At 58.7% G+C, this 23508-nt stretch carries 21 protein-coding genes; 10 read left to right on the top strand and 11 right to left on the bottom strand.

The window, feature by feature from the left end; all coding sequences use genetic code 11:
- The 7 genes from AUL38_RS00405 to pseB form a co-directional block, all read right to left on the bottom strand.
- Window positions 1–1715: hypothetical protein (locus tag AUL38_RS00405; protein ID WP_059058142.1), on the bottom strand; the 1715-nt coding region annotated here is incomplete at its 3' end.
- A 163-nt stretch (window positions 1716–1878) separates the two neighbouring features.
- Entirely contained in the window at window positions 1879–3168 is a 1290-nt protein-coding gene (locus tag AUL38_RS00400) for an aspartate aminotransferase family protein (protein ID WP_059058140.1), read from the bottom strand.
- A gap of 2 nt (window positions 3169–3170) precedes the next feature.
- Entirely contained in the window at window positions 3171–3908 is a 738-nt protein-coding gene (locus AUL38_RS00395) for a cytidylyltransferase domain-containing protein (protein WP_059058138.1), read from the bottom strand.
- A gap of 14 nt (window positions 3909–3922) precedes the next feature.
- Entirely contained in the window at window positions 3923–4774 is an 852-nt protein-coding gene (locus AUL38_RS00390; protein WP_161937383.1) for an aldo/keto reductase, read from the bottom strand.
- Window positions 4775–4778: 4 nt separating this feature from the next.
- Window positions 4779–6206 (bottom strand): hypothetical protein, encoded by a 1428-nt coding sequence (locus AUL38_RS00385; RefSeq protein WP_153006400.1) that lies wholly within the window; start codon window positions 6204–6206, stop codon window positions 4779–4781.
- Between the two features lie 7 nt (window positions 6207–6213).
- A complete protein-coding gene (locus AUL38_RS00380) occupies window positions 6214–7338 on the bottom strand; it encodes a DegT/DnrJ/EryC1/StrS aminotransferase family protein (RefSeq protein ID WP_059058132.1) in 1125 nt (374 codons plus the stop codon).
- 2 nt (window positions 7339–7340) lie between these two features.
- Window positions 7341–8330 (bottom strand): UDP-N-acetylglucosamine 4,6-dehydratase (inverting), encoded by a 990-nt coding sequence (gene pseB, locus AUL38_RS00375; protein ID WP_059058130.1) that lies wholly within the window; start codon window positions 8328–8330, stop codon window positions 7341–7343.
- Window positions 8331–8500: 170 nt separating this feature from the next.
- Between pseB and AUL38_RS00370 the strand changes: the two genes are divergently transcribed.
- Window positions 8501–9970, top strand: a complete 1470-nt coding sequence (locus AUL38_RS00370) for a bifunctional UDP-2,4-diacetamido-2,4,6-trideoxy-beta-L-altropyranose hydrolase/GNAT family N-acetyltransferase (protein WP_161937382.1) — start codon at window positions 8501–8503, stop codon at window positions 9968–9970.
- A gap of 21 nt (window positions 9971–9991) precedes the next feature.
- On the opposite strand, the gene pseI is transcribed toward AUL38_RS00370, so the two are convergent.
- Window positions 9992–11053 (bottom strand): pseudaminic acid synthase, encoded by a 1062-nt coding sequence (gene pseI, locus AUL38_RS00365; protein ID WP_059058125.1) that lies wholly within the window; start codon window positions 11051–11053, stop codon window positions 9992–9994.
- 90 nt (window positions 11054–11143) lie between these two features.
- Here pseI and AUL38_RS00360 point away from each other — a divergent pair, with 90 nt between their 5' ends.
- The 3 genes from AUL38_RS00360 to AUL38_RS00350 are packed head-to-tail and all read left to right on the top strand — an operon-like array spanning window position 11144 to window position 14153.
- Complete coding sequence (locus AUL38_RS00360) at window positions 11144–11848, top strand: glycosyltransferase family 2 protein (RefSeq protein ID WP_059058123.1); 705 nt, start codon at window positions 11144–11146, stop codon at window positions 11846–11848.
- A gap of 5 nt (window positions 11849–11853) precedes the next feature.
- A complete protein-coding gene (locus tag AUL38_RS00355) occupies window positions 11854–12210 on the top strand; it encodes a DUF2304 domain-containing protein (protein WP_059058120.1) in 357 nt (118 codons plus the stop codon).
- Between the two features lie 11 nt (window positions 12211–12221).
- Window positions 12222–14153, top strand: coding sequence for a DUF6541 family protein (locus tag AUL38_RS00350; RefSeq protein WP_369795262.1), 1932 nt, complete (start codon window positions 12222–12224; stop codon window positions 14151–14153).
- 75 nt (window positions 14154–14228) lie between these two features.
- Here AUL38_RS00350 and AUL38_RS00345 read toward each other — a convergent pair whose 3' ends face one another.
- Genes AUL38_RS00345 through AUL38_RS00335 form a run of 3 tightly spaced genes read right to left on the bottom strand, consistent with a single transcriptional unit; the run spans window position 14229 to window position 17015 of the window.
- Entirely contained in the window at window positions 14229–15218 is a 990-nt protein-coding gene (locus tag AUL38_RS00345) for a glycosyltransferase family 2 protein (protein ID WP_083506471.1), read from the bottom strand.
- 52 nt (window positions 15219–15270) lie between these two features.
- The gene (locus tag AUL38_RS00340) at window positions 15271–15471 is read right to left on the bottom strand and encodes a DUF6752 domain-containing protein (RefSeq protein WP_059058117.1); all 201 of its coding nucleotides are present in this window, start codon (window positions 15469–15471) and stop codon (window positions 15271–15273) included.
- The gene (locus tag AUL38_RS00335) at window positions 15468–17015 is read right to left on the bottom strand and encodes a class I SAM-dependent methyltransferase (protein ID WP_059058115.1); all 1548 of its coding nucleotides are present in this window, start codon (window positions 17013–17015) and stop codon (window positions 15468–15470) included. Before AUL38_RS00335 ends, AUL38_RS00340 begins: the two co-directional genes overlap by 4 nt.
- Window positions 17016–17111: 96 nt before the next feature.
- On the opposite strand from AUL38_RS00335, the gene AUL38_RS00330 reads away from it, so the two are divergent.
- The 6 genes from AUL38_RS00330 to AUL38_RS00305 all read left to right on the top strand — a co-directional run bounded on the left by AUL38_RS00330 (window position 17112) and on the right by AUL38_RS00305 (window position 23424).
- Window positions 17112–17978, top strand: a complete 867-nt coding sequence (locus AUL38_RS00330) for an ABC transporter permease (protein WP_059058113.1) — start codon at window positions 17112–17114, stop codon at window positions 17976–17978.
- A gap of 34 nt (window positions 17979–18012) precedes the next feature.
- Window positions 18013–19101, top strand: coding sequence for an ATP-binding cassette domain-containing protein (locus AUL38_RS17945; protein ID WP_369795261.1), 1089 nt, complete (start codon window positions 18013–18015; stop codon window positions 19099–19101).
- Between the two features lie 67 nt (window positions 19102–19168).
- Window positions 19169–20164, top strand: coding sequence for a Gfo/Idh/MocA family protein (locus tag AUL38_RS00320; protein ID WP_059058109.1), 996 nt, complete (start codon window positions 19169–19171; stop codon window positions 20162–20164).
- Complete coding sequence (locus AUL38_RS00315) at window positions 20161–20901, top strand: DapH/DapD/GlmU-related protein (RefSeq protein WP_059058106.1); 741 nt, start codon at window positions 20161–20163, stop codon at window positions 20899–20901. Before AUL38_RS00320 ends, AUL38_RS00315 begins: the two co-directional genes overlap by 4 nt.
- Window position 20902: 1 nt before the next feature.
- Window positions 20903–22546, top strand: coding sequence for a glycosyltransferase (locus AUL38_RS00310; RefSeq protein ID WP_059058105.1), 1644 nt, complete (start codon window positions 20903–20905; stop codon window positions 22544–22546).
- On the top strand, window positions 22534–23424 hold the full coding sequence (locus tag AUL38_RS00305; protein ID WP_059058103.1) for a glycosyltransferase family 2 protein: 891 nt from the start codon (window positions 22534–22536) through the stop codon (window positions 23422–23424). The genes AUL38_RS00310 and AUL38_RS00305 overlap by 13 nt, the downstream gene beginning before the upstream one ends.
- Window positions 23425–23508: the final 84 nt, after the last annotated feature.

Raw genomic sequence — 23508 nt, 5'->3', positions numbered from 1 at the left:
ACCCACTTGTCAAACGTCCCAGTCTGCATGAAAGCTGCAACCCCGGTCGTTGAGGAGTACACCGCATTACCGTTCTGGAATTTCATCCCGATCCCCCCGCTCAACTTGATCGGAGATACCGGCCAACCCCAGCTCTGCACCGTCGCTTCAGAAGAAACGAACCGCTCGAAGATTCCGGCAGGCACGAAAACGTGTGCTGTTGCTGAAGTTTGAACAATTCCTCCCTTCTGAGTGGGTCGATAGCTCTTGCCTCCGAAAGCCACCGCGTCCCCGGTCACCAGACCAACAGCAGCGTAGCCCCCGAGCGTCTTCCACGACTGCAGTTCGGTCGCGTTTAGGACAGCATTTCCTCCCCCTGAAACCATGAGCGTTCCGCCTTGAAACAGCTGGCTCACTGCAGCAGCAGCGTGTCTATACGCACCTTGCGTGGGGAACCCAAGAGGGCCGTTCTGCTCCCCTCGCTTCTGCCAAGCCTGGAACACCTTCGTCGGCATGTGCTGCATGACGACGTTCTTGGGATCGTACACGGTCGTTCCGTGCTGGAATGCGGCCCGGTAGTTACCATCCGCCGCAACACCGGAGATCCCGCTAGCAAGGAAGCCCCACGAGCCTTCAGCTCCGCCCGCTGCAAGATAGGCGTCCATCATCCAGCCCCGCAGGATTCCAAAACTCTTACCGAGCACTTTCGACTCAGTGATTAACCCGTTTTCGAATTCCATTTGGAAACCGCCACCATTCGCAGAGACGGTGCGTCTCGCGCTGAGTGGTTTACCGTAGTTAAAGCCCGAAGCCAACGCTTGGTCGAACACCTGTCGGATTCCGGGCGACATCTGATCATCGATCACCGACGCGCCAAACCAGGAGTTCCAGAGAATGTAGAAGTTACGATTCCCATATGAGGAGCATTTGTCGCCGGTCCCTGAACCAGCCCTGAGTGCTGCCTGGTTCGGCTGGTATGGCGTGTAAATGTACAGCGCAGCGGTAGCCCAGTTCTCAATGTAAACATTGGATCCGCCACACGACTGGCTGGGGTGCCACTGAATATAGTTGCTTTTGAGAGGCTTGTAACTGTAAGAATTTGAATGGGCCCGGTACACCTTCAGCTGCCATGCAGCCCGGTAAACCTGTTGAAAAAACCCTCCCTGCTTTGGGTCGCAGGCGGCAGTGCCACCCGGCCCGCTGTCAGGACAGGCATACCCCATTGCCATAAAGTACTGGTTTTCATTCGGCCAGGGGTCGGTTATCAAGCTTTGTTCTTTTTCGAGCATCACCAGAAGAACTTTGGGGCTAATACCGCAGGCCGCACCGACCTTAGAAATGATTGCGGCGGCCTTCTCATTCGGTGCACCTGTATAGGCTTTGCAGTACGCGTTGGCAGCGCGTGAGCTCGTCGTCGTTGTGAAGTCACGAGTGCACTTTGATGCAAGCTTTGTCGGCCCGTTCCAAGTGACAGGTTTTCCCACCTCGTAGCCTGCCCGGCCTAGCCAGCACTGAGGAACACGCTTGTTCAAGAAAGCCTGCACCTCAGCAACGCTCATCGAGTTGCCGTTGTAGAAGAGGCCGTCGTCGATGATGTTGCTCGGTTTAAAATCGGTTGTACTCCAGGCGTTAGCTGGCGCAGGATGAGCGACTACGACTAGAGCCGACGCAGCAACAATCGCGCTGGCGGAAAGGGCAGCCATCAGCACGGACCAAATCCGCTTCTTCATCGCCACAGATTCACCTTCAACTAAACATTGAGATCCAATAATATGACCACTGTAGTTGATAGCCGTTTTACGCGGCAAGCTATCTACATGAGCCCCAACGACGTATCGCTGCACGCGACACTGTACGCCTCTTGGTCAGGGGACCTGGCTCAGCGACCAACTGCCCATTTCATCGAATGCTACGGCCGATTTCAGCGATATCTCCGTCGAGCCTCGCTGCTGCGTCGTTCCCTCGAATTGCTTCGTTCAGCACGGCGAAGGTAGCACGGTAGGCTGCCACAACGTGATCAAGGTCTGCTGCGTCATGGGCGGCGGTCACATTATGGGTTGCAATCATGAGCACCCCATTACGGCTCATTTCCTGCATGAAGAGATACTTCAACGCGTCGATTTCTTGGGCTTCGGGGTTCCAAATCAGGAACTTCCAGGCATCATGCCCCTGAAGACTCAGCACGTCTCCAAGTCCTGCAGCTTCAATCTCTGAGTCGACTCGCTGCGCCAGCTCTTTCCCGGTCTGCGCGACCCGTGCGACGACGTCAGATCCTTTGATTCGTTCGAGCACGACTTTGGCGGCGGTCAGCGAAAGCAATTCGCCGCCAAACGTCCCCGAGATGAAGGCAGTCTCGAGCACATCAATCAATTCTGCTCGTCCCGCGACGGCAGAAAGTGGATACCCGTTCGCGATCCCCTTGCCGAACGTTGCAAGGTCGGGTGTCACATCAAAGTATTCTTGTGCTCCTCCTGGCGCGAAACGAAACCCGGTCACCATCTCATCGAAAATGAGGAGAGCCCCGTAGCGATGAGCGAGTTCCTTGACGCCAGCTAAATAGCCAGGTTCTGGCCAAATGAATGTCATCGGCTCGATGACAACCGCGGCAACAGCTTGCGAACTCAACAGGTCTTCAAGCGCACCCAGGTCGTTGTAGGGCGTCGGATGAATAAGATCGGCGTAAGCCTGCGGTACACCTAGCGAGCGGGAGTCCATACTGCCGATGAACCAATCCTGCCATCCGTGATAGCCGCACGTGACGAGGTGGTCCCGTCCGGTGTGTGCACGAGCAATGCGGATTGCAGCGGTCGTTGCGTCACTCCCATTCTTACCGAACTTGACCTTCTCCGCGCACGGCACGAGATCGATTACAAGCTGTGCAACCTCAGCCTCGATCGGGTGGGTCAACGAAATCGTCGTTCCCCGCTCGAGTTGCCCAGCCACGGCTGCATTGATTTCAGAGTCAGCATAACCGAGATTCACTGAGGCGAGGGCGCTCATCAGGTCGACGTACTCGTTCCCGTCGATATCCCAGATTCGCCCCGCCTTCGCCCTGTCGGAGTACAACGGAGCAAGCCCAGCGGGAAGCGTCTTCGTCGACTTAGAGAAGGTTTGGGTGCCGAGCGGAGTCACTCGTCGCGCGCGTTCCAGTTGTTCGAGAGACTTCGCGTAGCGTCCCAGTGCAGCCATGATCATTTCTCCTTTACGAGCCCGGCATTGCGAGCGAGGTCTTGAGATGTTCTCGAGAGGGTGGGTTGCAATTCCAGCAGGTCGAGAATGTCCTCCTGCCCAAAGGCAGGGTCAACGGTATACAGCTGTTCGTATACTCGCTGAACGAACTCTAAGTCGTCGGGCACGTCCACTGTCCAACGCAGGTGGGAGTAGTCCGTCTCCTGGCGGACGTCCCACAGTGAGTAACGTTCAGGGTGCGTATAGATCCCGAGCGTCACGTGCTCACGCTCTGTGGGAGAGAGCTCCCCATCAATCAGGCGCTCGAAAGCGCTCATGGAGAAGACCTCTACGTCTAGTCCGTCTGGGAACGTTGGTGTCAGAACGTTCGACGTGTAGTCGCACTGTCGCGTCAGGTGTTCGTCGACTACCTTGTCAATCACGCTCGGATCGGCCAGCGGACAGTCAGCGGTTAACCGGACGACGTGTTCTGGCTGAAACTCGTCAATCACCATTTCAAACCGTTTCACCACGTCGTCGAGTGGGCCACGCCGAACTTCATAGCCGTGAACAGTCAAAACGTCTGCAAGCTCGTCGTCTGACTCGTCATTGGATGTGGCAACGACGATTCGTCCAATGCTCTGGCTGAGCATAATCCGCTCTAGCTGTCGCAGAATCATAGCTTCCCCGACAAGTGGCTGGAGCACCTTTCGCGGAAAACGCGTCGAGCTTGAGCGCGCCTGCACGATCCCAAGAATCATGTTCGCTTGCCTTCCTACCATCTGCGGGGGTCGAGTAAAGCGTCCGCGAGAACAGGTACTTCAAACTCTACTGCTGCTGCGTCATTCCACGCGGAGAGCGTCTGCCTCATTTCGGGCGCTGTCAGAGCTCCAACCACGACCGCGTCAACGAGCGGATGATGTTTGAGGAATCCGAGGAGAAGTTCGATCAACGGAATGTCGCGTTCTGTCGCTACTTCTTGGATGTGCGCTACCGCAGGTCGCAGCTCTGACAAATGCCCAGGAATCGACGATAGTGGCGCAAGTAGAACACCCTGCAGATAGGCGCTCCGCACGTGCACCAGACCTCCCCGACGGTGAAATTCGTCGAGCATTGGATGCTCAAGGAGTCGGCGGTCCAGCGCGTTGGCTGGCAACTGCACAATATCGAGATCTGGCATAAGTTCGAGCGCAATTTCGAGGTCTGCAGAGTCATAGATGCTCGCACCTACGTGCTTGACAAGGCCCGCGGCTCGAGCCTCGCGAAGCAACTGGCATGCACGGGGAGCCCGCGGATCACGCAAATCATCCACCCGATGAAACAGCAGGGCCTCGAGGCTGTCAACGCGCAAAGATCGCAGTGTTGCGTCGAGCTGTTTCCCCAGCTCGACAGTAGGCCCATCGAGCCCGAACTTAGAGATAAAGCGAGGCTTGGGCCTACCCTCAAACGCTTCTCCGAGCCGGCCTTGAGCGTCGCCGTAGTAGGACGAGGTGTCGAACACTTCGATCCCTCCCTGCACCGCAGCCGTACTCACCGCTTGCACTGCGGCATCACCGAGGCGTCCCACGGTGTTCATGGCCCCGTACTCCGTACCGAATTGCGCTGTACCAAGAACCAACTGCGTCACCGAACTATCTCCCGCTAACTTCAGTGAGAAATGTAGCAACTGCGTTTGGGTGCCACATGTCGTCTATCTCGGACTTCCGGGTCACAGGCGGTCGCTGAATAGCCCTGGCGAAGGCGCAGTACGACGCTTCGTCATCAAGCCGGTTTGGGAAGGTCGCGGCGTTCGCATAGTATTTGGCAAGGTCCGTCTCGATCACCCCAACGTTGATGTTGAACGGAAGCGCTTCGAACAACACCGTGCTGGTCATGCCGACAACTGCACGCGAGGCACTCAAGGACGCGTTCAAGTCAACCATGGGGTCAAGAACCGCGCCATGCGACAACGCTTCCTCAAAACGCACTACACCATCAGCGCGCTCCGCCGGGTGAGGCCGAAGCACGACTTCCCACTCATCCGGCAGGTGCCGTTTGAGAAGTGTCACAGCCTCTATCAGCTTTCCAGTCTCGTACTCGCTAGAGATCACTAGCAGACGTTGCTGGCGTGCATCATAGCTGGGTGCAGAAAGACAGGTCGTCTCTAACGGCGGCTTTCCAACGGGGACGATACGCCCTGGGAAGGAAAGATCCTTCCCCCAATACTGTCCAAACGTGAATAGCGTGTCGGGAAGACTGCTGGTCAATTCAGAATCGAAAAACGCTCGCCCGAAATTGTAGGCAGCATGCGCTGCACCGATCCAGCCATGTTGCAGTTCCGCAACCGAGATTCCCCGGTCATGCGCAACGCGAATAAGGTTTGAACGATCCCCGTAAGCCGCCATCTGCATATATATTGCGCGAGGCTGTGCCTGATCGAGAAGCGCAATGAACTCAGCTTCTGCATGCGGGGTGAGTTCCAGGAGGGGAAGGATCTGCCCCAATAACCGTTGCCGGAGATCCTGCGAAAGCAGCGGACCAAACAGATCGAACATGCCTGACAAAGCCTGGGTCGCACGTTCACGTTGCGTATCCGACAACGGCGATGCTTGAGCGGCGCGCCAAATGCGTGCAGATGCTTGGGAATATGTCCACGTGCGTGGGTTCGCTGGGCGCTTAACCCGCGGGGTGAGGATGTCGAAGGCAGCGTCCTGCACCACAGCCGCCCGCTCACCAAGCGCCTGGGAGAAGTCATCTGAGAGCCAGTTACCCACGCCGCGCGGCGCGTCCGCGTGTGTGGTGCCGGAGACCACGAAGAGGTGTTCCACAGATGACACGTTGTCCGCCGACGCCGGATTAGGAAGCGCCAGACGCGCTACGCGCTGGAGAACTTGTGCTTTCGTTGCGGGTTTGCTCGCACGCAGCTCAAGCTTGACTTCTGCCTGGGCGAGCGCGCGGGCAATCGGCCATCGAGCAATCGGCCACAGGAATGCGCTCGAGCCGGACAGCCGCTCGAACAACACATCAGAACCCGAGTCCTCTGCGGCGAGAAGCGCGCTGACTGTACCAGTTTTGCTCACAGCGTTGTTACCTGACTGCGGTAAGCAACGCATCGATCACTTGATCGACTTGCGAATCGGTGAGACCAGGGAAAATCGGCAACGACAGCTCTTGCGCATAAAACGCTTCTGCGTTCGGACACATCCCACGCTTATATCCCATTTCAGCGTAGACCGGATGCCAATAGACAGGCATGTAATTGACCTGCACCCCGATACCGGCCGCCCGCATCTTTTCGAAGACTTCCTGTCGGCGCCCGTGGAGCACCCGGAGGGGGTACAGGTGCCAAGCAGGGTCAACATGGTCCTTTTGCACAGGCACTCTAAGCCCCTCGACGTCACTCAGCGCCGAGTTATACCGTGCAGTGATCTCTGCCCTGCGCTGTTTAAAGCTCTCAAGTCGACGCAGCTGCGAAAGACCGAGCGCGCATGCGACATCAGATAGCCGATAGTTCAACCCGAACTCGTGAACCTCTTGATGCCAAGGCCCCTCCGATACAACTTTGAAGCGCTCGGGGTCGCGTACCAGCCCAATGTAATGGAACTCGTGCGCACGTTGAGCCAGATCCGGCCGCTTGGCTACCAGCGCTCCCCCTTCCCCCGTGGTGAGGTTCTTCGTCGGGAAGAAGGAAAAAGTCGTGATGTCCGCGAGATCACCGACCGGCTTCCCCCGGTAGGTGCCACCAATGGAGTGTGCTGCGTCATCGAGTGTCAGGGCTCCAACGGCCTCTGCGATGGGCTGCAGAGCATCGTAATCAGCAGGGTGCCCTGCGTAGTCGACCGCGGCAATGACCTTGGTCCGCTCATTCACGTGCGCCGCGACAGAGGCCGGATCAATCAGTCCCGTGTCTTCTTCGACGTCCGCGAAACGGACGGTCGCGCCCAGCATAGATGCCGTCGAAGCCGTCGCAATAAACGTCATCGGGGTAGAGACCACTTCGTCACCTCGGCCGATACCGGCTGCGGCGTATGCCATGTGCAGCGCTGCCGTACCCGAAGTCGCTGTTACCGCACGACTGCCGCCTGTGATGCGTGAAATCTCGGTTTCAAGGGCTTCAACGGCGGGTCCCGTCGTGAGCCAATCCCCTCGAAGGACCTCCACGACAGCGTTGATGTCTTCTTCCGCGATTGATTGCCTACCGTATGGAAGCATCGTCAAATACCCGCGTGGATAATGTCGGCGATTTCTTGCTGGGTAAACCATTCATCGTTCAAATCTGAGCGATACGCAAAGCCGTCTGGAACTGGCGTCGCGTCAACTGGGGGCTGATAACCCCAGGTCGCGAGGTCGGGTTGGATGACAAAGTACTTCCCATCCTGAATCGACACCGCTCGACGTCCTTCTTCCGGACTGATCATTTCCTCGTGGAGCTTCTCTCCCGGACGCAGCCCGACGTCAACGAGCTCCGCCCCAGGGACGACAGCGTGTGCAAGATCTACCACTCTCATTGACGGGATTCGGGGCACCAGAAGCTCGCCTCCCTGCATAAACTCGAAAGTATCTACCACCATTTGCACAGCATCAGGAAGAGTGATGAAGAAGCGTGTGCACCGCAGATCCGTGATCGGCAGCGGCTCCCCAGCAGCCCCAAGCTTCTCGAAGAAGGGAATCACTGATCCTCGCGAGCCCATCACGTTGCCGTAGCGGACGACAGAAAAGCGAGTGTCGTATGCACTAGCGTAATGGTTGCCGGTAATGAACAATTTGTCAGCGGTCAGTTTGGTGGCGCCGTAGAGATTGATCGGGCTCGATGCCTTGTCAGTCGACAACGCAACAACTTTCTTTACCCCTGCGTCGATCGAGGCCTCGATCACGTTCTGACTGCCAATGATGTTCGTCTTAACAAACTCAAACGGGTTGTACTCGGCAGTGTCCACCTGCTTCAACGCTGCTGCATGAACCACGTAGTCAACCTTGTGCAGCGCGCGAGCTAGACGACGCTCATCTCGGATATCCCCCAAGAACCAACGCAGTCTCGGGTCGTCATTGAATTGCTGCCGAACTTCATACTGTTTGAGTTCGTCACGGGAGAAGACAATGAGCCGACGCGGATTCAGGTTGTCGAGGGCGTATCGGATAAAGGCTTTGCCGAAAGAGCCAGTACCTCCGGTAACGAGGATCGTGGATCCCTCAAGTATCGACACTTTATCTCCTCGTTCCCGCGTCAACTTCGCTAGTTGACGACAAACCTTCCGGTGCTTTCGAACTATTCTATCGTTAGGGTCGGCCCCTCAGCCTCAAGGCTTAGCGCGAAAGGAAGTTAATGGTAACTCGGAGTGTGATCCTTCATTGCAACGCCGATTTGGAGCGTGGAATGGGACACCTCATGCGAGCACTCTGCCTCGCGGAGGAGGCCACGTCTCGTGGCTGGGACGTTACCATTGCGGGCGAATTTGGTGGGCGCGCTGTGGAACACGTTGCTGCGCTTTTTCCCGGCCAAGAGATCGTTGAGCTTGGTGATGGCCCGCTCCAACTGGCGCTCTCCACGCTCCTCGCGGAGCGCTCAGCTGACCTGCTCCACCTCGACACCTATGATGAGGCGCTTGATAGCTTCAGGCCCCCGTCAGTGCTCACGAGCAATATGCAAGACGGGATGTTTGGGCGCCGCCCAGCGGATCTGCACATTGACGCAAACCTTGACGCGGAGCACCGCTACAGCGCAATCTCGCAGTCCGATCGCGTCTTGCTCGGGTCCTCCGTTGTACAGGTACGCAGAGAAATGCGGGCAATCCACCACGAGGTTGGTGAGAGGCCGACTCGGGCGCCACGCGTGCTCGTCGTGCTTGGTGGCACCGATCCATTCAACATCACTCCACAAGTTGTGCTGGCGTTGTTGAAGCACCCGCGGATTCACCTCACAGTTATCTGCCGCCCCGAGGCTCAGCCAGAGCTCCTCCGTTCCCTCGGTGCAGACGCGCATCGTGTCAAGATGCTCTCGTTCACAAATGATCTGCCTCGACTCGCCGATTCGATGGACGCAGTGATATCGGCAGCGGGGACATCTGTCTGGGACTTCGCTTCCGCAGGGATCCCAATGGCGATTGTCGCCGTCACCGAGAACCAATTGCCAGGCTACTCATCATGCGCGCAGCATGGCATTGGTTTCCCGCTTGGCACTCCCCCCTTCACCGGCTTAGAGGATTCCATTGGAGCTTTCTTGGCCTCTGTGGAGGACCCCGGCTACCTTCGAGACAGCGCCGAACGCGGCAGATCCGCGATTGACGGGCTTGGCGCTTGGCGAGTGGTGTCGGCATGGGAGGCGCTTGTGCAGGGTACGGGCGAGCAGACACCGCCCATTCGGCACCCGCAGCTTCGCGCTCGGCGAGCACTAGCTTCTGACGCAGGCCGACTCTTCGAGTGGCGCAATGACTCGTCAACAAGGGCGGTATCCCGGTCGCACAAGCCCATCGCATGGGACGAGCACGTCACGTGGATGGGCCGGGTGCTGGCCGACGAGCATCGACAACTGTTGATAATCGAGCACGGGGATGAGCCCGTCGCGACTGTGCGATGGGACCGCCTGGGCGACAGCGCATGGGAAGCCTCAATCACCATCGCCCCTTCCTATCGCGGCAAAGGCTTGGGGAAATCTGTCCTGGCGACTGGAGAACACTGGTTCGCCAATTCTTCGCCAAAACTGCTGTTGGCTACCGTCCACCGTTCGAACGCTGCGTCGAGGCGACTGTTTCTAGGCGCGCACTACTTGCCGCATCTGCCGGCAGACAGCAACGGCTTCGAAACCCTTGCAAAGTGGCAACTCCCAAGCGACCATTCCAGCAGCTAGCGTCGCCCCGCCTTTGGTCTGCTACAGGAGGTCCCAGGAGAGGGCAGTACCGCGGGACACACTCTTCGAAAACGTTCGCCCCTCAACTCGGGCAAAGTCGTCGGCAGGCAGTCCGCCCGCGGGACGGATAGAACGAACATTGTGGGAAGTGACTTTTTCCCCAGCAACGACATCGGCGACGACGTAGAGGGAACGTCGGAGAGCAAGTACAGCTCGTTCCTGTTCGGTTGGCCCAAACGCCACCCCGCTTCCCACCGCCACTCGAGCCTGTTCTGCGCCCACGACCAGGGCAGCGAACTCAGCGGGCGTTAAGGAGAACTCCGAGTCCACTCCCCCGTCGTCACGATCCAGGGTGAGGTGCTTCTCGATAACCGTTGCGCCGAGTGCCGCTGCAGCAACAGCAACACCGGTGCCTAGGGTGTGGTCCGACAGCCCAACTGGCACGTCAAACGCTTCACGAAGCACCTGGATGTTCCCCAGTCGCGCTTCCTCAGGCTCGGCCGGGTAAGCAGCAGTGCACGCAAGTAGCACGAGCTCAGTACATCCAGCGTCACGCAGTGCGGTCACCGCCGCATCGATCTCCGAAAGTGTAGCCATGCCCGTGGAGACGACAACCGGTTTGCCGGTGCGTGCAACCTCACGCAATAGCGGTAGGTCCACGATCTCAGCAGAGGCCGTCTTGTAAAGCTCGACCCCCAGGTCCTCCAAAAAGGCAACCGATGTCGGATCGAATGGCGTGGAAAACGGAATCAATCCGTGCGAACGTGCCCGATCAAAGATCTCACTGTGCCATTCCCATGGCGTGTGAGCTTCTTGGTAAAGGGAGTAGAGATTGCGGTCTCCCCAGAGTCCATGATCCCCGCGCACTCGAAAGGCAGGCGCATCGGAGTCGATGGTGAGCGTGTCAGCAGTGTAGGTCTGAATCTTCAATGCGTGTGCACCAGTAGCAGCAACAGCATCGACAATTTCAAGTGCTCGGGCCAAATCTCCATTGTGGTTACCGGACATCTCAGCAATAGTAAAAACAGGATTACCCTGCCCAATTACTGCGCTAGAGAGAGAAATGTTTTGAGTTGCGCTCATTTGGATTAGATTACCGTCAAATCATCTACTTCGGGCGCCTGCGTTCGCCAGAACACTCACGGGTCAGTATATTTCTGTCAGAATAGGGCTATGACCCCCGCCCCTCTGAGTGACGCTTCGCGCTCAAGAACGAATAACGACGTGTGGATCGTGATACCACTGTATAACGAGGCAACCGTTATCGCGTCGGTAGTTGAGGGCTTGCTCCCGAGCTTTCCGAACGTCGTCTGTATTGACGACGGCTCGACTGACGATTCTGGGGCTATCGCGCGGTCAGCCGGCGCTAAAATCGTCACCCATCCGATCAACCTCGGCCAGGGCGCTTCACTCCAGACAGGGTTCGAGTATGCGCTGTCCCACAACGCTGAATACGTGGTGACCTTCGATGCCGATGGACAGCACCGCGTTGTCGATGCAGTCCCGATGGTCGATCGGGCTCGCAAAGAAGACCTTGCTATTGTTTTCGGGTCCCGCTTTCTCGATGATCGAACGAAGCCGGGATTCCTTAAGAAGATCGTGTTGAAGACCGCGGTCTGGGTAACCAACGTCACGACACGCACAAAACTCACCGATGCCCACAATGGTCTTCGAGTTATCCGGAGGGATGCGCTCCGCCAGGTCAAACTCCGCCAAGATCGCATGGCACATGGGACGGAGATCGTCGTGCAGTTGGGGCGGACCAAGCTTCCCTTTGCCGAGCAGCCTGTCGAGGTTCTCTACACTGACTATTCAAAGGCCAAGGGCCAGTCTCTGCTCAACTCAGTGAACATCCTCGTAGATCTCGTGATTCGGTAGGCACCATGTTGTTTCAGTTTCTTCTCATCGCGTTGGTGATCGTAATCGCAGTCTTCGCAGTCCGCAGTCTGCCGGGCGAGAAGTCGCTCGCGATCAAGCGTATTCTCGCGCTATTGTTCGTCGCCGGCGCCATTCTCGCGATCTTGTTTCCTCCGCTTCTCTCCACGGTCGCGAATTTCTTCGGCGTGGGGCGCGGAACAGATTTCCTTCTGTACCTTTTTGTCATTGCCGGTCTGGTGTTCGCTGTGATGACGGTTCGCGCAAAGGCTCGCAGTGACGCGCGTGTCACTGAGCTCGCTCGTGCCGTTGCCCTCATCGAGGCGCGCGTGACGGATCCCTCCAGCGGTTCGCGGCCCGAGTAAGCAGGGCGTGGATTCAGGCTGCCCCGGCCTACCTGACCGCGCTAGCACTCGTCGTTTTCCTTGGGCTCCCGGTAGCGCTGGCCTTGAGGCTACGGGGGTTCGCGCTCCTGGCAGCATCGATCGCTGGTTCATTCGCGATCATTACCCTGTCCTCTTTCCTGGCACCACTGCTCGGACTGAGCTGGTCTATTATCCTGCCCGTGGTGACTGCCATTGGCATCTCGGCAGTGTTGTTTCCGCTGGGTCGTCGTTTCAGCCCGAGGCCGGCCGTCGGCATCATTCGCTCACTGGTGAATCCGCTCATCGCCGTAGCAGTCGCCGCAGCTCTCATCGGCACGCTCGTAAAATCAGGTCTCGGCGCGCCTGACGCTATCTCTCAGAGCTACGACAACGTCTTCCATCTCAATCTGGTGCAGTTCATTCTCGACGGCCGTGACGCGTCCCCACTGCATATGACGTTGGCGGTCCCTGAGGCCACGTCTCAGTTCTACCCGAACACTTGGCATGCCACGGCGGCTCTCGTCGTGCAGCTCACCGGCGCATCCGTAGAACTCGCAACAGGCTCCATGATTTTTGCCACGGCCTGCGTGGTGTGGCCCGTTGCTGTACTTTTCTTCGCGTCACCGCTCGTCGGTCAGAAATTGCGTCACCACCTCGCCGTTGCTGTTGTAGCGTCAGGCTTCACCGCGTTCCCTTACATGCTGCTGTCATGGGGCGTGCTCTATCCGAATTTGTTGTCTACGGCTCTCATCCCCATCGCGCTCGGGTTCTTGGGCGCTGTGCTGCGCACTAACACTGCTGGGACGAGGATTGCGCCTTTCTCCATGTGGGTAGGCCTTGCTGGCGCTCTCATGGCTAGTGCTGCTGCGCACCCAAACGCATTGTTCGGATTTGCGGCACTCGGTTTACCCCTGGTGATCGCGAGTCTCCCCTCGTTTCTTCGTGCTGCTGGGTCCACCGGCGCACAAGTACTGCGCGCGAGTGCAGCTCTGCTGCCATTCATCGCGATCGGAGCTCTCTGGCTGCGACTCGGAACTGGCGACAATGGCAGGGAGTTTGAGCAGAACCCTGTGAAGGCCGCAATCAGCGCCCTCACCAACTCTCCGCTGCTGGATCAGCGGGCGTGGTTTCTCACCGTCTTGGTCCTTGGCGGAGTGTTCATCACGATGTGGTGCAAGGAGCACCGGTGGCTCGTTGGATCGTACCTCGTTGCCGTTGGGCTGTACGTCGTCGCGAGCGGCCTCTCTGGGCCCGTGCGCACGGCGATCACAGGCCTCTGGTACAACGATGCACACAGGCTAGCTGCGCTCATCGCTATCGCCGCTGTGCCGCTTGCCGCCATCACGCTTGCAAGACTCACTGACATGGTGGCGGCAGGTGCTAGGTCCGCGGAGATTTCTGAACGACTACCGCAAGCGAAGCTTGCCGTGTTTGCAGGAGCGATGATCGCAGTCGTACTCGTCGGAGCCGCTTTTGGGCTTCGCGGAGGCAGTATGAACCTCATGGTGGAAAAGCTCCACGAGTTACACCAGATCGACGAGGAGTCTCGTCTTCTCTCAACCAACGAGATCGAGCTCATGCGCGAGGCGAAGGACATACTTCCAGAGGATGCGGTCATTGCAGGCAATCCTTGGAACGGCAGCGCCCTCGCCTATACCTTTGCAGACCGAAGCGTCGTGTTCCCGCATCTGGGCGGGCAATACGGGAAGGACGCCCTCCAGATTGCCAAGAACCTCAAGATGGGCTCGCTCAAAGCATGTGACGCAGCCAACAGGCACGGGGTCACGCATGTGCTTGACATGGGAGAACTGTATTCTGTGCGCGGTGATGCGATGCGTCACCTCGACTACCCAGGCTTGACGGACGTGAGCGGATCCCCTGTTCTCACACCGATCCTCACTGAGGGCGACGCGACACTCTACGAGCTCACTGGTTGCGCGTAGTCGCAGACTGTTGTCGGTAGCCGTGTGCCGTCGGAGAGAAAATAGTCCCGACGACACACGGCTGCGCCAGGAGGATCACACCCGCGCGTATCGAGCGTTGCTCGGGAACCGTGGCTGGGGATTGAATTTCCGCCCCTCGTTCAGGGCACGACGCATCCGCTTGCGAACTGCCGGGGCAACTTCGCCCTCGCGCATTTCCCTGATAACTCGTCGGCAGTACAGCGCGTAGGAGATTCGTCCCTCATTGTGGAGCCGGTAGGACGCCTGATTTCTGGCACCCTTCTCGAATTTCCAGACGTTAGACTCGTCCACCATTCGGTAGTTCACACCCGCGTTCACTCCCATGTCGTGGACAACCTGGGAGTCCAAGGCAACGATTCCAGCACCGAAAGAACGGTTGAGTCGTTTAGTGTATTCCTTATCATCGAACCAGATGAAGTACTCGCCGAGTGGTAAGCCAGACTGTTCGATAGCCCACCGAGGTACCAGAACAGACACAAACGTGCATTCGGTGACGAGCAGTGAGTTCTGGCCATCGAGGTATGCTCGAGGCCAGTCCCATGTCGTGATCGGATTATTCATCTCGCACAGTGAGCCGTCAATGAATTTCACAAGCGAGCACGCAAACGGGACATCGTACCCAAGTGACTGCGATGACTTATTGCGCTGCCGCAGCAACACTTCAAGCGCTCGCTCCTCCGGATAGCAGTCATCATCCATGATCCAGACGAAGTCCGCGCCGAGGTTGTAACCGCGCGCCATCCCGTGTTCGAACCCACCTGCACCGCCGAGATTATCATCGAGGTGCAGAATATCGAGCTTGGGATGGTCGAGCCCGTCAAGGTACTCGCGGGTACCGTCGGTCGAGTTATTGTTCACAATAACGACCCAGTCGCATGCATAGCTCTGAGCGAGCACCGTCTCGAGCGTTTTCGGGAGCTTAGCGAGCCGGTTATAGGTCACGATGACTGCGGCTACGCGGCCCTGGTCCACTGCGGGCTGCGGGTTCTTAACGATAGGAACTGGCCTGGTCTCTGGGCGCGTCTCGTCGAAGGATTCTGCCACGTCTGGCCTTTCTCGTCTGCTGATGATCGTCTAGTACCGCTGGGGGCTAGCTCTAGTTGTTCGGGAGTTTAGGGTTGTTAATACCCGGCGTGAGCCGCGCTTCAATCAGGTCAAGCATCTCCGCGACTCTCAGGCTGTCGCGTCGGTACTCGTCGAGTTCGCGCTCAAGTTCGTCCACCCTCACAGCCAGTTGGCGACTCCGAAACAGCGTATTTAACACCCGCTGAGAAAAGCTCTTGATCTGCTGCTTCATAGTTTCTCCTTGAAGGTAACATGGGCGGCGCTAAAGCGAACGCCGTAGGGGGCACGCAACGATTCGTGAGACCCTGCCGGAATCTCGAAAATTTCTGCTCGGAGACCATAATCGGCCGCGCGTTCTTGGAGCACCTCCGGAGGCATCGCCCACGACATCGGCCCACTGTGTGTGGCCTCAACATCAACCTCGCCGTAAAGTGTCGCATATGCCCGGCCTCCGGATCGGAGTGCCATGCGAATCAGTCTCATGGCCTGCGGGAAGGCGTGCGGTCCCAGGTGCTGAATGAGATGGTTTGCAACCAGATCAAAGGGACCATCGATACCCGCGTCTACGGGCATGGCCAGCGAGAGGTTTCGGTAGAGGTTCGTGTGGACTACCGCGAGACGTTCACCCCCATGGGTCGAAGCGAGCGCCAATGCATTTGGAGAGTAGTCGGCTGCAACGACGGTGCGGTGGGCTCCACGGTCCCGCAACTCGGCCGCAAGCACGCCGGCTCCCGTCCCCAAATCGACAAGCCAGCGAGACTGGAGCGCTGATTCGTGGGCGAGAATCCAATCCCGACCACTCGCCCAGGGTTCGTCTACTTCTGTGTCACCCGTGCGGTAGTGGTCGTTCCAAAAGTCGCGGGTGTAGTGGAAGGACCCGAACCAATTCTGGAAGCGTCGAACTGTCGAACGTGGGGTGTGGAGCCGATAGCCGGGAATCGGGGTACGCCAGTTCTCGTCGTAGTTGATGACCAACCACGCTTCAGCATCTGCCGGCGCTGGGAACATGCGCCCCTGAATCTCAACTTCCCCAAAGGGCAACATCTGGTCTTCGCGCATTTCACCGCGCACGTGGAACGGCTGGTTGATATGTCCGTCATCAGTGAAGAATGCCGTGAACACGTCGACATAGTAGTCAAGGCCGCCCCCACTGTCCCGGAAATATAGTTGCATGTGCGTCGCGCTGTGCCGCACGAGCTCATACCCAAGCGCCTCGAGCTTTCGGCCTACCGTAAAGCCCTCTGCCGCGACATCGAGAGGGTTACGGTGTCGCGATAAGTATGCAACGTCAGCATCATCGTCGTGTGGGAGCAGCGCCTGGTCACGAACGCCGCCAAGGAGAGTGCCGCCAACGACGAATGGACGCAGGCCCATCTCTGTAAGTCTGCCCATCACTTCCTCGGTCCGCTCGAGAATGCGTTCTTGCACTCCGGGGTTACCCGCTTCCAGCGTCTTCCCGAGCCTGCCCCATTTATTCACGGCAAGCGGTACACCCGAGTCATCCAGTACCCGAGTCGCCACCTCCGCGTCGGTAAAGCGCGCCTGCTCTGTCGCGAGCACGCGACCGCTGCCAGACTGCACCAATACAACGGTCGCAGTCCCGACGAGATAGGGCTTCAACGCAACCGGCCATTCGATCAATTCAGGACGCTTCGACGGTAGCACCGTGAGGTCGATCGACCAGACCCTGTCATCTCCAAATCGGACATCGACAGATTGGATGTCGGGGTCGAGATCGGGGAGCGCAACTCCTGCGGCAGTGGCCGAAAAAGACATAACACCTCACTCGTAGGAGCACCTGTGATGTTGCTCGCGGCTTCCATGGTAGCTGGCTTGCGGCTGCGTGGAGGCTCCAGACGCTAGACTCCCCGTGTGAGCGCAAACGCGATTCTGAACGACCCAGACTTTCGAAGGCCAGGGACCGGTGGTGGTCTCCTTGGCGTCTTCAGGCACCGCTATTTGCTGTCCCTGCTGCTAAAAAAAGGCGTGGCAACCCGTTATCACGGCTCCGCCTTGGGATGGGTGTGGTCGTATATTCGGCCCGCTGCCCAGTTCCTTATGTACTTCCTCGTCGTCGGTGTCATCATGGGTGGACGTCAGGACATCACCCTCTTTCCGATCTACCTCTTCACTGGAATTGTCGCCGTGAACCTCTTTAGCGAGGTCCTCCGTAACACGACGAGCGCCATCATCGATAACAAGGCACTCGTGAAGAAGATTTACCTCCCGCGTGCGCTCTTCCCTGTAGCGGCAGTCGGGGTTGGGCTCGTCCATTTCCTACCGCAGGCAATCCTGCTTCTTGTCGTATCGCTCGTCTTTGGCTGGACTGTTGGCTGGATCCAGATCGCGGCTTTCCTTGGCGGCGTGGCCCTCATTCTCACGTTCTCTCTCGGGCTCGGGCTTTTTTTCGGCGCCATCAACGTCGCCTACCGAGATGCGAAGAACTTCGTCGACCTCATCCTCATGTTCGCGACTTGGGCTTCCCCTGTGCTGTATAGCTGGACGATGGTGAAGAAGCATGCACCTGACTGGCTCTATCACCTCTACATGTCGAATCCAATGACGGCAGCGGTTGAGCTGTTCCATACAGCTTTCTGGGTGCCCATCGCGCCCGCGGATCCTCGCCCAAGTGACCTCGTCATGCATCTCCTGATTGCCGCCGCTGTCGCGCTTGGAACCCTCCTCATTGGTCAGCTCACGTTCAAGAAGTTGGAGGGGTCCTTTGCCCAGAACCTCTAACCCCGCCCCCAAGCCGGTTATCGCTTTCGAGGGTGTGAGCAAGACTTTTAAGATCAAGCACGCACACTCGTTCAAGCAGGCATTCATTTCGAAGATTAAGCGAAAGGAGCTGTCTACTGACTTCCATGCCGTCGACAACGTGTCGTTCCAGGTTCCCGAAGGGCAGTCAGTGGCGCTCATGGGCCGCAACGGGTCCGGTAAGTCAACGACGTTGAAGCTACTTTCCGGCGTCATGGAGCCAGAGTCAGGGTGGATCCGCACGCGCGGCCGCATCGCTGGCCTACTCGAGGTTGGAGCCGGTTTCCACCCTGATCTCACCGGCCGTGAAAACGTGTACCTTAACGCGGCAATCCTCGGAATGAGCAAAGAGGAGACCGACGATCGATTTGACGAGATCCTCGCCTTTTCAGAGATTGGTGACTTCATCGACACCGAGGTTAAGCGGTATTCATCGGGGATGTACGCACGACTAGGTTTTTCGGTAGCAGTCCACACCGAACTTGACACCCTTCTCGTCGACGAGGTGCTCTCAGTCGGGGACGCCGAGTTCCGCAAGAAGTGCGAGCAGCGAATGCTTGAGCTGCAGGCGCAGGGAAAGACCATGTTTATCGTGAGCCACAACGCGAATCAGGTCAAGAAGCTCTGCGAACGTGGCATTGTGCTGAGCCAAGGCAAAGTCATTTTCGATGGTCCGATTGACGAGGCTATCGTGCGCCTTCAATCAAACCCTGACGCGGTCGAAACTGCTTTCCCAGTCACCGGCGTGATCTACGACTACTACTCAGCAGATCCTGAGCGTTTCGGCGCCCCTCTCGGCCCGCAGCAAGAGGCCCGCGGAGCTACGCCCGGTATCTACCAAGAGTTCGAGCTTGGGGTCATTACGAGCTACGTACCCGAAGGCCGAGAAGAGACGCTCACCTCGGGCCTCTCCCGTGGACATTTCCTCGCTGTCTACCAGCGCAACGGCGGCCCAAACGGCGACTGGGGGCTCATCCACTCGCAGCCGTCAGGAAAGCTCGAGGATTACGAGTCTCGAACGATGGAGTACTCGAACGGAACTGCAGTCTTTACGCTAGACACGGGTATCCATTTTCACCCGCGCGGGGGGAGCCCTGCAGTCTAGCCCGCAGGTACCACTGGGCGCGTCCAGTAGACTTTAGTGGAGAATACACCGACCCTAAGGAGAACGCATGACGCTCCGGTTTGGCCTGATCGGCCTCGGAATGATGGGACGTCACCACGCGCGTGTCGCACGTGAGGTCGAGGGCGTCGAGCTTGTAGCCGTCGCCGACGCGATGGGTGACCCGCACGGCGTCGCCGGCAATCTCCCGCTCTACGATTCGGTTGAAAAGCTCATCGAGCATGGTGTTGATGCAGTAGTCGTCGCAGTCCCCACCCAGTTTCACCAAGACGTCGGGCTCAAGCTCGCAGCAGCAGGCGTACACGCGCTCATCGAGAAACCGGTTGCGCACTCGCTCGAGGCGGGCGAGCTCCTGGTCGATGCTTTCGAAAAGAACGAACTCGTCGGTGCAGTCGGACACATAGAGCGGTTCAACCCGGCGCTCATTAGTCTGCGCAAGCGTCTCGCAAACGGCGATCTCGGCGAAGTTTTCCAGATCCACACTCGCCGCCAGGGGCCATTCCCTGCCCGGATCGCCGATGTCGGAGTAATGAAGGATCTCGGTAGCCACGACGTCGATCTCACCGCTTGGCTGGCGCACTCGCAGTTCGTACAGGTCGCAGCACAAACCGCGTTCCGCTCGGGACGTGAACACGAAGATATGGTGAGCATCTCTGCCAAGCTCGAGAACGGCATCATCACTGACCACGTCGTCAATTGGCTGACCCCCTTCAAGGAACGTCTCACACTTGTCACTGGTGAACGAGGCTCGTTCATCGCAGATACGCTCACAGCAGACCTCACCTTCTACGAAAACGGGACCCATACTTCAGAGTGGGACGCGGTAACGTCGTTCCGGGGCGTCAGCGAGGGCACCGTCACACGGTTCCAGATTGAGAAGCGGGAACCGCTGAAGGCGGAACACGAAGCCTTCCGCGACCGTATCTTGGGCGAACCGACCGAAATTGTCAATCTGCGCGAGGGGTTGCAGGTGCTCCGCGTCTGTGAGGCTGCGCTCGAATCTTCGCGCACCGGCACCACAATCGCGATGGAACCTTCAGCGTGAACGATTCACGCATCAGCGCCCACGCGTTCATTGGGCCCGGCGTGGACGTTGGTAGCGACGTGACCATCGGGCCTGGCGCAGTCATTCTGGGACCGTGTGTCATCGAAGATGGCGCGTGGATCGGTCCGGGCGCGCAAATCGGGGCACCGCCCGAGATGACCGATCAGACACAGAATGCTGCTTGGACGGGGGCGCTTGAGCACGCCGGGGTCCGTATCGGAGCTGGCGCGGTCATCCGCGAGGGTGTCGTCATTCACCAGGGCAGTTACCGCGAGACCACAGTCGGCGCCGGCACTTGGATCTTGAATCGCGCGTACCTTGCGCACGACGTGCTCGTCGGCTCGGGTGTCACTGTCTCCGCTGGAGTCTCAATCGGAGGTCACTGTGTCATCGGTGACCGCGTGAATATTGGTATGAACGCGAGCGTCCACCAGCGGGTGTTCATTGGTGCTGGCTGCATGGTTGGAATGGGAACGCCGGTCGCCCGAGATCTGCCACCCCATGTCAAGGCCTTCGGCTCCCCCCTACGCATTCACGGTGTGAACGCGATCGGGCTCGAGCGGAGAGGCGTCTCTGCCGCAGCTATAGCGGCGATTTCTTCGGCTTATGAGGCGGGCGACCTCTTGCTCGACTCCTGTAACGAGACCGATCTCGACGAGGCGCTCGCCGCCGAGATCCTGCAGTGGCGCATGCGGGAAACCAGAAAGCCCGCCCGAGCCATCTGGCGGTCGGAGTAGTATGGATGCCTCGTCGGTACCGCCCTTGTACACCCCCGTCAGTGACACCGATGATGAATTCGTCGCACAGTTGGCTGACGGGCAACGCGCACAACTGCACGCGGCGCTGACGTACCACGCACTACTCAATCCCGGTTCGGTCATTACGGTCGTGGTCGCGATCGGCGATCCGTCGCAGGTGCCGGCACTCACAGACCATACTTCACTGTCTGGGGCCGCCGTCGTGGACCTGCATCCTCAGCATGAGATTCGGGTACGCAGCACAGCGCTCGGCACGCAGGGCGCTGATGCAGTCAGGCGCGCGGTTCGCCTAGGACATTCACAGGCCTCCCCGGCAACCACTCGCCCGCCAGCACAGCAGTCCCTTCCCCGGCGTGTGTATCGCGCGCTCGAACAGCGTGGTCCGGTGATCCTCGATACCGTGCGCGAGTTCATCATGCGTCGACGGGAACGCGAAATAGCCAGTCAGCTCCCCCCGTTTCCGCAGGGCCAGCACGACGTCGATGTCTCCACCGCTTTCAATGGTTGGGCCCGGGTCCCGGCTCCTGCACCGGCGACGCCGGCCGCGGTGTTGTTCGGGCTGCACTGGCTGCAGACCGGCGGCGCTGAGCGCTGGGCGATCGAGTCTATCCAGATAGCCAAGGACGCTGGCTTTTTGCCGGTCATAGTAACCGACCAAAACTCTGTGCACCCGTGGCTCACCCGCCCGGAGCTACAGGATTGCGTGGTCATCACGCTCAGCTTTGACGATCATGAGCATCCCATCGACGTTGCGCTCACACATGCGCTGCTCGAGAACTTCAATTTCTCAGGAGTGGTGCTCCACCATTCCTATTTCCTGTACCAAATGCTGCCGTGGATCAAACAGCATCGGCCAGATCTGTCTGTTGTCGATTCGCTGCACATTGTTGAGTACCTCGGCGGCGGCTACCCAGGCCTCGCTGTCCGGTTCGACGAGTTCATTGACGTCCATCATGTCATCTCGCCACAACTCGTCGAGTGGCTTGCCGACGTGCAGAACGTTGAACGTGACAAGCTCACGCTCGCGCCACTCACCGCGTTGACCGTCGATCAAATCGGTGGCTTCGCTCCCCGAGCCAGCGAAGCCCCCATCACTATCGCCTTCGTTGGCAGGCTGTCGCGCCAGAAACGCCCCGACGTCTTCCTCGGGCTCGTAAACGAGTTGCGAAAGCGGAAGCTTCGGTTCCGCGCGATTCTGCACGGGGATGGGGAGATGCGGGAGATCGTCGACGGCCTGCTCGATCGGTTTGATCTCGCCGACCTCATCGAGCAGCGTTTTGAAGACACCCCGGTGGCAGACACACTCGCCGAGAGCGATGTTCTTGTGGTGACCTCGATCAACGAGGGCCTCACCCTCACCACGTTCGAGGCGGTCGCTGCTGGCATTCCGGTCATTTCGACCGACGTTGGCTCACAGCGTACGATCGTGCAGGGCGAAGCGCTCTTGCCACGACCTGCACGCCGGTTCATCGGAGGAGCAGCGGCGCTCATTGAGCGCCTCGCCGAGAACGAGGAGCTCCGAGAACGCCTCTGGGCACGTCAACGGGCAGAGGTTACCGATTTTTCTGCGCTTCCCTCCGCGCACCACTTTATGAAGGAGCTCTTCGCATCATGGCAGGCGTAGCCGCAGTCATTGTGACGTTCAACCGTCTCGACAAGCTCAAGAAGGTCATTGCTGCGCTCGAGGCGCAGACCCTGACACCGTCGCACCTCATCATCGTCGACAACGCGTCAACGGACGGGACAGGCGACTTCCTCACAGGACTTTCGTCGACGCTCGCGCTCGACATCGTCTCGCTGGATTCGAATACGGGCGGTGCCGGCGGTTTCTCCGCGGGTATGCGTCGCGGCTACGATCTCGGCGCCGACTTCGTCTGGATCATGGATGACGACGGGTACCCCGAGCCGGATGCCCTCGCGAAACTCCACGACGGCATCGCCACTGCAAGCGATGAACTCGGCAAGCAGGTCCCATTCGCATGCTCAGCCGTCGTCTTCACTGACGGAAATATTTGCGAGATGAACAACCCAGTCCCAACCTGGGACTGGGGCCGACTCCTCGTGAAGGGGCAGCAGGCGGTGCTCGTGAGCCAGTGTTCGTTCGTCTCGGTACTCGTGCCTCGGTGGGTGCTCGAACAACACGGGCTGCCGTACAAGGAGTACTTCATCTGGTTCGATGACGCCGAGTACACGATTCGCATCACCCGCGAGACTCCCGGTATCCAGGTGCTCGATAGCGTGACAGTGCACGACATGGGCGAGAACAAGGGCGTCAACTGGGGAATGGTCGACGAGAAGAACGCCTGGAAATTCGCGTACGGTGCCCGCAACCAGGCCTCGTACCAGTGGCACCACCGATCGAAACTGCACTTCTTGATGTTTGCTGCGCAGGTGGTGGTTGGGATGCGCAGGGGTAACGTAGCGAAACCGCTGCAGCGTCAGATGCGCGGCAAGCTGGGGGAAGGCATCAGGTTCAATCCGGCCATCGACCACGTCGCCTAGCGGCTTCTCGCTGCGCGCTACTCCTCCAAGGCAACGGTCACGATCGAGCCGTCCTGAGCTGCGACGCGCATCACCTGACCGACG

Source organism: Leucobacter sp. G161 (genome assembly GCF_001482305.1).
Lineage (GTDB): Bacteria > Actinomycetota > Actinomycetes > Actinomycetales > Microbacteriaceae > Leucobacter.
This window is presented reverse-complemented; position numbering and strand designations above follow the sequence as displayed.